Origin of the sequence: Pseudonocardia ammonioxydans, assembly GCF_900115005.1 — a bacterium.
GTDB classification, from domain to species: Bacteria; Actinomycetota; Actinomycetes; order Mycobacteriales; family Pseudonocardiaceae; genus Pseudonocardia; species Pseudonocardia ammonioxydans.
On the sequence record NZ_FOUY01000080.1, the window covers coordinates 1 to 12,384 of the forward strand.

Here is a 12,384-nt window from a genome sequence, read left to right on the forward strand (position 1 = left end):
CAGCAGCAGGGCGTGCGTCAACTGATGATCACGCTGGCCCGCGACAACGACCCCACGTTCGTCGAGCCAGGGCGCCACGACGACGACCGCGACGACTGAACCGCCCCGGTTCGTGCGTGCGTGGCAGAGAGTGGTGAGCGGGCCGTCGAGCACGCGGAGAACGCTGCAGGCCCGGGTCAGCAGCCCCTACTCGTAGACGATGTCGAGGTCGAAGGAGTCCGGGGCGACGTCATCCTCGATCGCGAGGACGTCCCGGCCCATCAGCTCGACCTCGCCCTCGAAGCGGGCTTGTGTGTAGATGTCGCGCTCCGGGATGTGGATCAGCCAGAACTCGCCGTCGCGGCGCACCGTCGCCGTGTAGCGCGGCCTGTCGGGGTCAGGCGGCACCGTCCCACCCCTTATCGCGGAGCATCCGGCGCATCGCCTCGCGGTTGTTCTCCACGAAGGCGGACCAGCCGACCGGACCCTGCGCCCGGAACTCCACGGGGACGTCGTCGATGCACATGTGCACGACGTTCTCGCCGGAGTGGCCGAACCGGTCCGGGTCGAGAGTGAGGTCGTCTGCGCACAGCGCCACGCCGCTGTCGACGAGGTCGAGCATCAGCGCTTCGCGCGCCTCCCTGGCATTCGGGCCGTCGGACCACTCCAAGACAATGCCCCCCGACATGGCGGGCCAGTAGTCCAGCTGGCAGTTGCGCAGCTCGCTGCCACGAATCGCGAACAGCAATCGACCGAGCACCTCGGACTGCGGGTGATGGGCACAGACCGCGTCTGTAGGCGGGGCGGAACTCATTGCGTCAGGATCGCAGAGTCGCTTTCCGCTCCTGTTCTGGTCCGGTGGGCGCGATGCGTGATCTGGCCCGTCCGAGCCCTTCGGGCAGCGACCTCACAGACCCGATAGATGTGGCCCCGAGATCGGGCCGACGGAAGTCGACACACGGGCCTCGGGATGTCCGCTACGCGCAAGTTGGCTAGACGGGTACGGTTGAGGTATGGCTAAACGGCCGAACCGGACACGGGAGATTGCTGCTGAGCTGCGCGCGTCGATTCTGGCCGGCGACTATCCCCCGGGGGTTCCCCTGCCCAGCCGGGCAGAACTGACCGAGCGCTACCACGTGTCGCCAATGACAGCGCGCAACGCAGTCGAGATCCTGCGCGCCGAGGGCCTGGTCGAACTCAAACGCGGCTCCGGGGTCTACGCCCGCGCACAGCGGCCGATGCTGCGCTCCGCCCGCAACCGGCTCAGCCGCGCCGAACGTGCCGCCGGCCGCGGCGCGTTCACCACCGACGCCCACACCGGTGGCTGGACCCCGCGTTGCGAGGTCACCGTCCGCACCGAGCCGGCCACCGACACACTCGCCGACCAGCTCGACATCGACCCCGGCGAGGAACTGCTCGTCCGCGACCGCACCATGTCCGCCGGATACGAAGTCGTGCAGCTGGCCACCAGCTACCTGCCCGCCGCGATCGCCACCCCCGAGATGCACGAGGAAGACTCCGGCCCCGGCGGGATCTACGCCCGCCTCGAGGAAACCGGACACGAACTCGACCGCTTCGAGGAGACCGTCCGCATCGGGCAAGCCGACGTCGAGGAAGCCGAGACCTTCGGCGTCGCCGCCGGCACCGCGGTATTCCGGCTGACCCGCCGGGCGTTCACCACCGAACGCGTCGTCGAAGTCAACAACATCACCATGCTCGGCGACCGCTTCACCCTCGCCTACGACCTGCCCGCCCAATGACAGCCCGTTGCTTCGAGCCGAGCACCAGCGTTTCCTCGCTACACTGAGCCGCCGCATGACCGGCGGGATGGGAGTTCGCATTGACGAGAACGACCCGGCCGACCGCTGCCGAGGAAGTCGTGAAGAAGCTTCCCCCGCACACCTGGGACAGCAACGTCGCCGTCGCCTACGAAGCGACCCAGGAACTCATCAACGACGTGATCGGCTGCTACGTCGCCCTGCTCAACCGTGAACGCACGAGCACCCGGCCCGACCCGGAACGGATCCGCCAGCTGCGCGCACAGATCGCCGACTGCGACCAGCGCCAGCGCACCCTGGACCCGGGCGAGGGGGCCGAGATCGCCGCCGTACGCAGCTCCTACCGCCACGTGCTGGACGGACTGCGGGCCGAGCTCCGGTGAGCTCCGAGCGTGACGACCTGGCCCGCTACCGGCTCTCGGTCGAGGAGAACGAGCGTGTCTTCCGTGAGGAGATCGTTCCGCTGCGTCTGGCTCGGTTCGAACCGCAGGACCAGCCCCTGCTCATCGTGCTGATGGCCCAACCCGGTGCCGGGAAGTCGGCGCACGCGAGCCGTATCCGGGCGGAGCTGGCGTCCGAGGGCGGCGTGGTCGAGATCGACAGCGACCTCTACAAGCCGTTCCATCCCGACTACCACGAGCTGATGGCCACCGACGACCAGCTGATGGCCGCAGCCACACGGGCAGACGGCCGTGCCTGGATGGCTCGAGTCCAGCAGTACGTGCGCGAGCATCGACTCAACGCGGTCTTCCACGAGACCGCGCAGGACCCGCAGGAATCCCTCGACACGCTGGCCGACTACCGCGCCGCCGACTACCGCATCGCGGTTCTGGCTCTCGGAGTCCACGACAGCCAGAGCCTGCAGGGCATGCTGCACCGCTACCAGGTACAAGTCAGCGAGCGCGGGGCCGGGCGACTGACCGTCGCCGAGAACGCAGAACGCTCCTACCGCGGCATCGTCGACACCGCACGCCTAATCGACGAGCGCCAGGCCGCAGACGTGGTCGCGGTGTATCGGCGCACCGTCGACGAGCAGGGGCCCGCCTATGTGAATGAGCTGGATGAACGCGGCGCGTGGCGCCGGCAACCCGGGTTCGCCCACGCGATCGAGATCGAGCGGCACCGGCCCCTCGACGCCGAGGAGATCCGCAACTACGAAGTCGTCCAGGACCAGCTGCGCACGACCCTCGCCGAGGACCTACGACCACGCCTGCGCCACGTCGAGCAGCTCGCCGCCGAAGTCCTCACCCCCTCCGCCGAACGTCTCGCCGCCTACCAGACACCCGAGCTGCTCCGGCAGGACAACCGCGACATGACACACCCCGCAGTGGCCGTACGCAGGCTGCACCGACCTCCCACCACCGGACGCCCACCGCGCCGCCCAAGCACCGGACCCGACACCGCGACCGCAGCATCGCCGACTGCCTCACAGAAGCGCCGCGGACCAGGCCCAACCCGCTGATCACCCGCGTGCCCGACCGGTGTGGGCGCGGTCAGTGCAGCTCCGGCGAAGCGTCGATGCGCAGATCCATTCAGAACCCGTCGCCGGACGAGAGCGGCGCCACCGCCCCAGGCTTGGTCGGGGCATCGTCGAGCAGCTCGTCGACGCTGGCCAGGGCCGCGCGCGCGGTCAGCTGCGGCAGGCGGTCGAGTTCGAACCCCGCCGCCTCGAGCAGCGCAGCCAGCGCGTACCCCTCCGTCGTGCCGCGCATCCCGGCGTACAGGCCCTGATTGACCCGGTGCCGCAGCACCCCGGCCGCCTCGTGACAGCGCCGCTCATTCTCTCGCAGCCGGGACGCCCGCCGCTGGGCCCGAGACTCATTCACCACCACCCCAGAATCGCACAAACGTTCGACCCTGGCGAGCCTGGTAGCCGCCACCGATGCGAGCCAAGGGCTGCCTGATGAGCAGGGGGCGTTGCTCCATCGCGTGGACTCGTCGGTGCGGGCTGGCACACTCGCCGCCATGCCAGACGAGCAGCTGCCCTCCCGCGTCGTGGACGTTGAGCACCGCGGCTGGATGCTCACCAACGACGGCGACCTGGGCGGGGCCCTGGCCTATCAGGACGCCAGCGACTACAGCGCGCAACGCCACCTCGCGCCGGACGAGCTCGCCGAGCAGTGTGGCCCGCTGCGGCCGGTGGTGCCCCCGGCCGAGGCCGACGTCGCCGAGCTGCGTCAGGCGTGGACGGCCGCCGGACGGAAAGCCGCGTACACGACGGCCGTCGCCGTGCAGATCGCCTTCGCACGCCTGCGTGAGGAACACGGAGGCCTCGCGGCCCCACACAGCTACGAGGTGACCCGGCGGCAGCTCGTCGCGGGCCGCCCCGGCTCCTGGGAATCGGTCCGGCTCTTCGAGCTGCAGCTGTGGGCGAACAAGGACAAGGTAAGCCGCTACGACGCCGCGGCCGCGGACACGATCGCGACAGTGCTCCAGCGCTGGGTGTCCAGCGCGGACCGCTACACCGAGGTCGCCGAGACGCTGGCCGGGCTGTTCGGGACCTTCGCAGACGAGCAGGGCGGGTGGCCGGCAGTGGCCGACCAGTGGCTCCAGCAAGACGCCCTGGATCACGAGGGCGTGCTCCTGACCTACGGCCTGCTGTACTCCACCGGCGCGGAGTTCGACCACGCCGTGCTGACCTGATTCCGCTACCTCGAGCGCGTCGGACCGGTGCGGGGCGGCAGCGAGAGGCCGACGCCCGGGGGTGTGAGCTGCTCGGCTCGTGAGTGGTGCTCTCCCCGGGCGGGCGAGTTGCGGGCCTGGTCGCTCGCTGGCTGTTGCTGACCTCGCCCGGGGGCTAAACAGTGGTCTCCATGTCCTGGATCACTTCGGCCGCGAGCCGTGCCAGCCCGGCGCCTTCGGTGTAGCCGTACTCCGTGAACCGGGCTGTGATTGCCGCGATGAGCCGATCGCGAGCCGCCCAATCACGGCAGTCGCAATCCTCGACACCGCAGGTCGGGCAGCCGGCCTCAAGTACGGGCGGGATCAGGTCGAGCAGTCGCACTTCGAGGATGTCGATGTGGGGGTAGGCACCGGGGAGGTTCCGGAGCGCAGTGACGGGGTCTGGCCCGTCGACGGGCCACGACAGGTCGGTGGCTCGCCGCGCGGGAGCGGCGGCGCATCGCGGGTTGTCGGCGCCGCTCATCGCTCGGGGCTCCTCATCTCCGTCGCGGACGAACTCGCCGCTCCCGACCGCGAACACCGCACCGCACGCCGGGCACGACAACTCCGTGTCACCCAGCGGTTCGGAAGGCGACCTACAGCCGTCGCGAGCAGGGACGCCGAGAGCTGTTCCAACGGCTCGCCGAGGAGGACGGTGGTTGACGACGTGTCCCCGCTCAGCCGCCACGTCTGGGTGGGATGTTGCTGGTCATGGCGGGTCTCGCTGTTCTTCCGCGGCCGCGTCCAAGCACGAGCAGCTCGACGCCGGCGCGGCACCCGAGCACCAGCGTGTCGGGCACTCCGGTCCGGGCGCGGCACTGAGCGGGCGACCGCCACGTCGTGCGCTGGCGGTTGCGCAACCACGTCGAGCACCGTGAACCCGAACAGGCCGTGGACCCGGCGGACTGGACCACCCTGGCGGCGCCGACCGACGGCGAGGTCGGCGGGTACCCCTGCAGGCCCGGCCGTTCAGCTTCACGGGAACGGCCGCGCCCGTGCCTCGGGGGGTGGGGCAGGGACGCGGCCGTGAGTCTGCCGCTGAGCAGGCCGGTCGCCACGGTACAGCTCCGTTCGGGCTACCGTCGATTGACCGTTCGGCTGACGCCGGCCGACCTCGTCCGCGAGGCAACCAGGCGGAGCACCTACCGGCTCCCTTGCGCGACCAGTGCGCTCCGCAACGGAGACGACGTCCGGGTCCCCGCCGCCTGCACCTGCTGCAGTCCGCGCTCGTGCACATCAACACCCTGCTGCTCCAACGCGTCCTTGACGACCCGAGCTGGGCCGCTCGGCTCGAGATCGACGACCAGCGCGGCCTGACTCCGCTGTTCTGGTCGAACATCAACCCTTACGGCCGGTTCAGCCTCGACATGGACACCCGCCTTGACCTCGCCGTCCCCACTACGGTCCCGAAAGGAGCCGTCCCATAAGCGGATCGCTCTGCGGGACGCTCAGTGAGGTGTTCTCAGTAGCGCGGTGGCAGGTCGTGCGACACGCCGAGGGCGGTGAGGTGACCGGAGACTGGACAGGACCCCGGTAGATCAGGTCGGTCCGACCAAAGATCGACTCCGCTACCGAGGTCCTGCGTGCCCGATCCTGTCATCTACACCGGCGTACTCCCGATCGGGGAACCCACCGTGCGTTACCTGGCTGAGCTGCTGGCCGGCGAACGCGCCCGTCGCGGCACCCGAGCCGGCCGCCGGGCCCTGGACCCGGTCGGTCAAGCGGTGCCGGTCCTGCGATGGTTCCTCGACGCGACCCGGGTGGTGCGCCTGGCAGCGGACACGAGGTCAGCACCGCGACCGCCTACCGCTACCTGCACGAAGGCATCGACGTCCTCGCCTCGGCCGCGCCCGGGCTCCACGGCGCCCTGCTCGCCGCCCGTGCAGCCGGGCACACCCATGTGAGTCTCGACGGCACCCTGATCGCCACCGGCCGGTGCCGCGCGCTCGGACCCACCGCCGGGGTGGACCTGTGGTGGTCGGGCAAGCACCATCGCCACGGCGGCAACATCCAGGTCGTCACCGCACCCGACGGATGGCCGTTGTGGACCTCCCCAGTGCGACCAGGCCGCGAGCACGACACCCGCTGCGCTCGCACCCACTCCGGTCTGCTCGACACCCTGGCCGCGTTCACCGACGACACCCACGCCGCGCTGGGCGATCTCGGCTACGAAGGCGAGGCCGACCGGCTCACCGTGCCGTTCAAACCCGTCCCCGGCGGCGGGCGAACGGTCAACCAGCGCACCGTCAACAGCCTGCACTCGGCTGTCCGCGCGCTGGCCGAACGAGGAAACGCCCTGCTCAAGTCCACCTTCGCGGCGTTGCGGCGAGTCACGCTGTGTCCCTGGCGGATTGGCGCAATCACCGCTGCCGCGCTCGTGCTGCTCCATGTCGAACACAACCGCACAACATGATCACCGCGCTACTGAGAACACCTCAGTGAGCGCGGCGGTCACGAGGCCAAGCCTCGCGACCGTCAAAACTAGCAGTCAGTCGTGACGGAGTCGCGACGCGACTCGGCTGCATCTGCGGCCGCGCCCTGACGTATCCAGCCGTCGCAGGTTCACTGACTGGTGGACGTGTCGATTCGGTTCTCCAGGCGCACAATGATCAGGGGCGACGGCGCATCGTCCGAACTCTGGCCGAACTCGTCGATGATCCGGTCGGCGAGCGGTTGAAGGAACAGCTGCCCGAGCTGCCTGATCATGATCGTGAGGACCTGCTCGCCGATCGGGCTGCGCTGCGAGGCGAGGCCGCGGCGGCGTAGGCCGCCGACCTGGTCCGCGGCAAGCGCGCTGAGTTTGCTCACGAGGTCGCCGCGTTCGCCGTGCGGGTCCAGCACAGCGCGCCGCAGGTAGTCCACGACGGCCGGGCTCGCCGCGAGCATGGCGGCCACGGCATGGTCACGGGCCCCGGCCACGTCCGTGCCCGACCCCTCCGCCGGCGCGGTCGCGATCGCCTCGGCGAAACGGTCGACGATGTCGAGCTCGACCGCCTCGCGCAGCGCCTCCTTCGTGCCGAAGTGGTGCACGATCAGTCCGACCGTGACCCCCGCTCGGGCCGCGACCGCGCGCATCGGCGTGCCGTCGACCCCTCGCTCTGCGAACAGATCCAGGGCGGCGTGGCGGATCCGTGCCCGCGCCGTGAGGTCTTCGGTGCGGGGCGACTGTGCTCGCTCCCGCTCACTCATCTCGCCGCCCGGGTTGCCGTCGTCACGGCACGCATCCTACGAACCCGCGCTTGTGTCGATCACATAGCGAACTATACGCTCACTCCAATCTACTGTACATTCGTACAGCACGGTGGGAGGGGACGACGTGGATCGAGGGTCGGCCGCGCCGCTGGACGGCGTAGGCGTGGTGTCGCTGGCGACGAACCTGCCGGGCCCGGCAGCCGCGGCGCGGCTCACCGATCTCGGCGCCGACGTCGTCAAGGTGGAGCCGCCGCAGGGGGACGGGCTGCAGGCCGCGGCCCCCGGGTGGTACCGCGAGCTGGCCGACGGGCAGGAGGTCGTGCGCCTCGACCTGCGCGAGGCGGCCGGCCGCGAGGCGCTCGAGGAGAGGCTCGCGACGGCGGACGTCCTGCTCACCGCGATGCGCCCGGCGGCATTGGACCGGCTGGGCCTGCGCAAGAGCGTCGCCCGGCACCGGCTGGTGCACGTCGAGATCGTCGGCTTCGACGGCGAGCGCGCCGAGGAGGCCGGGCACGACCTGACCTACCAGGCCGCGCACGGGACGCTGCTGCCCCCGGCCATGCCCACCGTCCCGGTCGCGGACCTGCTCGGCGGGGAGCGCGCCGCCCTCGTCGCCGTCGCCGGCCTGCGCCTGCGCGAGCGCAGCGGTGCCGCCGTGCACCAGCCGGTCGTGCTCGACCGGGTCGCCCGGGACGCGGCCGCCAGCGTGCGGCACGGATTGACCGGACCCGGCGACGCCCTCGGCGGCGCGATCCCCGCGTACGGGGTCTACCCGACGAGCGACGGCTACGTCGCCGTCGGCGCGGTCGAGCCGCACTTCGCCGCCCGGCTCGGCGACGCCCTCGGCCGGACCCGCGCCGAGCTCACCGCCCGGTTCGCCACGGCGGAGGGCAAGCACTGGCAGAAGCTCGGCAACGAGCTCGACATCCCGATTATCGCGGTCGGGCCCACTGTCGCCGACGATACCCTCGAGGAGGTGCGATGACCACCCTCGCCGGTGTCCTCGCCCGCACCGCCCGCCGCTGCCCCGACCGCGTCGCCGTGCGGTTCGGCGACGTGGCACTCACCTACGCCGAGCTGGATCGCGAGGTCGACGAGCTGGCGGCCATCCGCGGTCCCGCCCACGGCGACCGCATGCTCCTGCTGGCCGGCAACAGCGACGCGTTCGTCGTCGCCGTCTACGCCGGTCTGCGCCTGGGCGCGATCGTGGTGCCGATCAACCCGCGCTCGGCCCCGCCGGAGATCGACTACCTGGCCTCCGACACCGAGGCACGGTTGCTGCTGTTCGGTCCGGAGGTCGCGGCCGGTGTCCGGGCGTGGCAGTCGCTTCCCGGGCGGACCGGCGCCGCGGAGCCGCTGGCGCTGGGCCCCTTCGAGGGATACGAGGACGTCCGCGCCGCCGCACGCGACCGCGGTGCTCGCCCCACCCCCGTCGAGGTCTCCGCGGACGACGACGCGCTGATCATCTACACGTCCGGGACCACCGGCCGGCCCAAGGGGGCGCTGTTCGACCACTGCCGGGTGCTGTGGGTGGGGATCAACTCCAGCATCGGCGTGGGTCTGCGCGACGGGGAGCGGATGCTGCACGTCGCACCGCTGTACCACTCCGCGAGCCTCAACATGCTGCTGCTGAACGGGGTAATGCTCGGGGCGACCCATGTGATCCTCCCGGCGTTCGAACCGGCCACGGTGGCGGACGTCCTCGCTCGCGAGCGGATCACGTTCTTCTTCGGCGTCCCGACGATGTACACCCACCTGCTGCGGCTGCCGGACCTCGGCTCGCGCGACCTCTCCCGCCTGCGGATCTGCCTTTACGGCGCCGCACCGATGCCCGCGAGCACCGCCGAGGCCCTGGTCACGGCGCTGCCCGACACCTCGATCGTGCAGGCGTGCGGCCAGACCGAGGGCGGCCCGGGCGGCATCCTGCTGCACCACGACGACGTCGTCGCGCGGCCGGAGGCCAGCGGCCGGGTCGCGGTGCCCAACACCGAGGTGCGGGTCGTCGACCCGAGCGGGAACGACGTCGAGCCGGGTCGACGTCGGCGAGATGATCATGCGCGGCGAGTCGATGATGAAGGGCTACTGGCGCATGCCGGAGGCGACCGCCGAGACCGTCCGCGACGGATGGGTCCACACCGGCGACCTCGCCCGGATCGACGGGGATGGCTACATCACCCTCGTCGACCGCTTGAAGGACCTCATCATCACGGGCGGCGCCAACGTCTACTCCGCCGAGGTGGAGAGCGCGCTGGCCGCGCATCCCTCGATCGGCGACCTGGCCGTCATCGGGCGCAAGCACGAGGAGTACGGCGAGGTCGTCGTCGCCGTTGTCGACCTCGCGCCGGGAACCACGCTCACCCTCGACGAGCTGCGCGAGTTCGGACGCCGGCATCTCAGCGGCTACAAGCTTCCGCGGGAGCTCACGATCGGCACGATCCCGCGCAACCCGTCCGGCAAGATCCTCAAGAACCAGCTCCGGGCGGCCCTGGATGCCTGACTCCCGGACCGTCCTCGTCGTCCACCCACTCGCCGGTTTCCGCGCCCGCTGACCAGGAGCACCCCATGACCCGAGAAGCCGTCATCGTCGACGCCGTCCGGACCCCGGTCGGCAAGCGCGGCGGGCAGCTGCGCGACTGGCACCCGGTCGACCTGCTCGCGCACACCCTGAGCGATCTCGTCCCCCGCAGCGGCGCGGACCCGGACACCCTGGCCGACGTCGTCGTGGGCTGCGCGCTGCAGCGCGGCGAGCAGGCCGGCAACGTCGCCCGCAACGCCCTGCTCGGCGCCGGCCTGCCGATCGGCCTGCCCGGCACCACGCTGGACCGCCAGTGCGGTTCGGGCCAGCAGTCGGTCCACTTCGCCGCGCAGGGCGTGAAGTCCGGCGAGTACGACGTCGCGATCGGCGCCGGGCTCGAGTCGATGTCGCGCACCGACCTCGGTCCGCTGTTCGACCCGAGCGGGCCGCGGGGTGAGTGGTACGGCGAGCGGGTGCTCGCCCGGTTCGACGGCAACCTGCCGGCCCAGGGCCCGTCCGCCGAGCTGGTCGTGGCCAAGTGGGGCTACACCCGCGAGCAGCTCGACGAGTTCGCCGTCCGCAGTCACCTGCGTGCCGCCGCGGCCACCGAGGCCGGGTACTTCGCGTCCCAGCTCGTGGCGCTCGACGGCGCCGACGGACCGATGACCCGCGACGAGGGCATCCGTGCCACGCCCGACCGGGAGCGGATGGCCGCGCTGAAGCCCGTCTTCGACCCCGCGGGGGCGATCACCGCCGCGAACTCGTCGCAGGTCAGCGACGGCGCCGCCGCGCTGCTCGTCGCCGACCGCGCGTACGCGGAGTCGGCGGGCCTGCCCGCGCGGGCGCGCATCGTGTCGATGACCGTCGCCGCCGACGACCCGGTCCTGCAGTTCACGGCCGTCCTCGCCGCCTCCCGCGCCGCGCTCGACCGGGCCGGGCTCGGCATCGGCGACATCGACCTGGCCGAGGTCAACGAGGCGTTCGCGCCCGTCCCGCTGCTCTGGCGCGACGAGTTCGGCTACCCCGACGACCAGCTCAACGTGAACGGGGGCTCGATCGCCATCGGCCACCCGCTCGGCTCGACCGGCGGACGCCTGCTCACCCAGCTCGTCTGCGAGCTGGAGCGCCGCGACGCCCGCTACGGCCTGGTCACCGTCTGCGAGGGCGGCGGGATGGCCAACGCCACCGTGATCGAACGCCTCACCTGATCCCACACGCACCGACGAAGGAGTCCCGCGTGCCCGCACCGAGCCGCACCGTCGTGACGGGATACCCGTCCACGATGGGCGACGATGTCCAGCTCAACACCACCACCCTCATCCGGCACGCCGCCCGGACCTACGGCGACCGCGAGATCGTCCACCGGCGTCCGGACGGCGGCTGGGACCGCTACACCTACGCGGACGCCTACGACCGCATCGTCCGCGGGGCGAACGCCCTGGCCGGTCTCGGCGCCGGACCCGCCACCCGGGTCGGGATCCTCGACTGGAACAGCCGCCGGCACTTCGAGCTCTACTGGGCGATCCCCGGGCTCGGGTCGGTCATGGTGCAGCTCAACCTGCGCCTGGGCCCCGAGGACCTCTCCTTCGTCGTCTCCGACAGCGGGACGTCGATCGTCTGCGTGGACGAGACGCTGCTGCCGGTCGCCGAGGCCGTGGCACCAAACCTGCTCGGCGTGACGGCGTGGGTCGTGCTGACCGACAAGCCGCTCGACGAGATCAGCACGACCCTGCCGAACGTGCACCACTACGAGGACCTCGTCGCCGCCGCCGAGCCGCGGATCGACTGGCCGGAGATCGATGAGCGCTCGGCCTACGGTGCCTGCTACACCACCGGCACCACCGGCCGGCCGAAGGGCGTCTACTACTCGCACCGCGCGATCTGCCTGCACTCGTTCTCGCTGGCCACGAACATCGGCATGACGCTCGACGACTGCACGATGCTGATCACGCCGATGTTCCACGGGCAGGCCTGGGGGTTGCCGCAGGCGGCGATCCTGACCGCCAACAAGATCGTCCTGCCCGGGCGGTACACGGCCGACGACATCAAGCCGCTCACCGACGCACTGATCGCCGAGGACGTGACGATCACCAACGGTGCTCCCGCGATCTTCGGGCCGATGCTGTCCTACATCCGCTCACTGGAGGACAAGCCCGACCTGGGCCGGCTGCGGATGATGTCGGGCGCGACCGAGCCGCCGCTGTCGCTGATGAAGGGCTTCGCGGAGCTCACCGGCGCCGAGATCGTGCACGCCTACGG

General features: G+C 71.1%; 14 protein-coding genes and 2 pseudogenes. 11 read left to right on the plus strand and 5 right to left on the minus strand.

From position 1 onward, the window contains the following. Positions 1 to 186: 186 nt before the first annotated feature. A complete protein-coding gene (locus tag BM093_RS32745; protein WP_093356709.1) occupies positions 187 to 387 on the minus strand; it encodes a hypothetical protein in 201 nt (66 codons plus the stop codon). Next, positions 377 to 793, minus strand: a complete 417-nt coding sequence (locus BM093_RS32750; RefSeq protein ID WP_093356712.1) for a hypothetical protein — start codon at positions 791 to 793, stop codon at positions 377 to 379. Before BM093_RS32750 ends, BM093_RS32745 begins: the two co-directional genes overlap by 11 nt. 199 nt (positions 794 to 992) lie before the next feature. Between BM093_RS32750 and BM093_RS32755 the strand changes: the two genes are divergently transcribed. The 3 genes from BM093_RS32755 (at position 993) to BM093_RS32765 (ending at position 3,219) form a co-directional block, all read left to right on the plus strand. Then, positions 993 to 1,739 (plus strand): GntR family transcriptional regulator, encoded by a 747-nt coding sequence (locus tag BM093_RS32755; RefSeq protein ID WP_093356714.1) that lies wholly within the window; start codon positions 993 to 995, stop codon positions 1,737 to 1,739. A 119-nt stretch (positions 1,740 to 1,858) separates the two neighbouring features. Beyond that, complete coding sequence (locus tag BM093_RS32760; RefSeq protein ID WP_093356716.1) at positions 1,859 to 2,140, plus strand: hypothetical protein; 282 nt, start codon at positions 1,859 to 1,861, stop codon at positions 2,138 to 2,140. Next, entirely contained in the window at positions 2,137 to 3,219 is a 1,083-nt protein-coding gene (locus BM093_RS32765; protein ID WP_093356720.1) for a zeta toxin family protein, read from the plus strand. The genes BM093_RS32760 and BM093_RS32765 overlap by 4 nt, the downstream gene beginning before the upstream one ends. A gap of 70 nt (positions 3,220 to 3,289) precedes the next feature. On the opposite strand, the gene BM093_RS32770 is transcribed toward BM093_RS32765, so the two are convergent. After that, the gene (locus tag BM093_RS32770; protein ID WP_143105668.1) at positions 3,290 to 3,586 is read right to left on the minus strand and encodes a hypothetical protein; all 297 of its coding nucleotides are present in this window, start codon (positions 3,584 to 3,586) and stop codon (positions 3,290 to 3,292) included. A gap of 136 nt (positions 3,587 to 3,722) precedes the next feature. Here BM093_RS32770 and BM093_RS32775 point away from each other — a divergent pair, with 136 nt between their 5' ends. Then, the gene (locus BM093_RS32775) at positions 3,723 to 4,400 is read left to right on the plus strand and encodes a hypothetical protein (RefSeq protein WP_143105669.1); all 678 of its coding nucleotides are present in this window, start codon (positions 3,723 to 3,725) and stop codon (positions 4,398 to 4,400) included. Between the two features lie 154 nt (positions 4,401 to 4,554). Here the strand turns inward: BM093_RS32775 and BM093_RS32780 are convergent, their stop codons facing one another. Beyond that, positions 4,555 to 4,902, minus strand: coding sequence for a hypothetical protein (locus tag BM093_RS32780; protein ID WP_143105670.1), 348 nt, complete (start codon positions 4,900 to 4,902; stop codon positions 4,555 to 4,557). 523 nt (positions 4,903 to 5,425) lie between these two features. Here BM093_RS32780 and BM093_RS38085 point away from each other — a divergent pair. Together BM093_RS38085 and BM093_RS32790 are read left to right on the plus strand one after the other, a co-directional pair. Further along, positions 5,426 to 5,845: a Tn3 family transposase gene (locus BM093_RS38085; RefSeq protein ID WP_281248754.1), complete on the plus strand. Its 420-nt coding sequence runs from the start codon at positions 5,426 to 5,428 to the stop codon at positions 5,843 to 5,845. Positions 5,846 to 5,976: 131 nt separating this feature from the next. Next, positions 5,977 to 6,831 (plus strand): annotated as a pseudogene (locus tag BM093_RS32790) (HARBI1 family protein). Between the two features lie 149 nt (positions 6,832 to 6,980). Here BM093_RS32790 and BM093_RS32795 read toward each other — a convergent pair. Next, a complete protein-coding gene (locus tag BM093_RS32795; RefSeq protein ID WP_093356734.1) occupies positions 6,981 to 7,607 on the minus strand; it encodes a TetR/AcrR family transcriptional regulator in 627 nt (208 codons plus the stop codon). A 127-nt stretch (positions 7,608 to 7,734) separates the two neighbouring features. Between BM093_RS32795 and BM093_RS32800 the strand changes: the two genes are divergently transcribed. The 5 genes and pseudogenes from BM093_RS32800 to BM093_RS32815 form a co-directional block, all read left to right on the plus strand. Next, positions 7,735 to 8,595: a CoA transferase gene (locus tag BM093_RS32800; RefSeq protein ID WP_093356738.1), complete on the plus strand. Its 861-nt coding sequence runs from the start codon at positions 7,735 to 7,737 to the stop codon at positions 8,593 to 8,595. Continuing rightward, a pseudogene (locus BM093_RS38510) lies at positions 8,592 to 9,632 on the plus strand (AMP-binding protein); the annotation flags it as partial. The gene BM093_RS32800 and the pseudogene BM093_RS38510, both read left to right, overlap by 4 nt. A gap of 25 nt (positions 9,633 to 9,657) precedes the next feature. Then, a complete protein-coding gene (locus BM093_RS38090; protein ID WP_281248755.1) occupies positions 9,658 to 10,107 on the plus strand; it encodes a class I adenylate-forming enzyme family protein in 450 nt (149 codons plus the stop codon). 65 nt (positions 10,108 to 10,172) lie between these two features. Then, positions 10,173 to 11,333, plus strand: a complete 1,161-nt coding sequence (locus BM093_RS37710) for a thiolase family protein (protein WP_093356739.1) — start codon at positions 10,173 to 10,175, stop codon at positions 11,331 to 11,333. A 29-nt stretch (positions 11,334 to 11,362) separates the two neighbouring features. Continuing rightward, on the plus strand, positions 11,363 to 12,384 hold a 1,022-nt coding region (locus BM093_RS32815; RefSeq protein ID WP_245773962.1), incomplete at its 3' end, for an AMP-binding protein.

Bases quoted from the DNA above. Each gene is read 5' to 3' on its own strand.
- BM093_RS32750 (WP_093356712.1), bottom strand. From the start codon at position 793: ATGAGTTCCGCCCCGCCTACAGACGCGGTCTGTGCCCATCACCCGCAG.
- BM093_RS32755 (WP_093356714.1), top strand. From the start codon at position 993: ATGGCTAAACGGCCGAACCGGACACGGGAGATTGCTGCTGAGCTGCGC.
- BM093_RS32775 (WP_143105669.1), top strand. From the start codon at position 3,723: ATGCCAGACGAGCAGCTGCCCTCCCGCGTCGTGGACGTTGAGCACCGC.
- BM093_RS32780 (WP_143105670.1), bottom strand. From the start codon at position 4,902: ATGAGCGGCGCCGACAACCCGCGATGCGCCGCCGCTCCCGCGCGGCGA.
- BM093_RS32795 (WP_093356734.1), bottom strand. From the start codon at position 7,607: ATGAGTGAGCGGGAGCGAGCACAGTCGCCCCGCACCGAAGACCTCACG.
- BM093_RS38090 (WP_281248755.1), top strand. From the start codon at position 9,658: ATGATCATGCGCGGCGAGTCGATGATGAAGGGCTACTGGCGCATGCCG.
- BM093_RS37710 (WP_093356739.1), top strand. From the start codon at position 10,173: ATGACCCGAGAAGCCGTCATCGTCGACGCCGTCCGGACCCCGGTCGGC.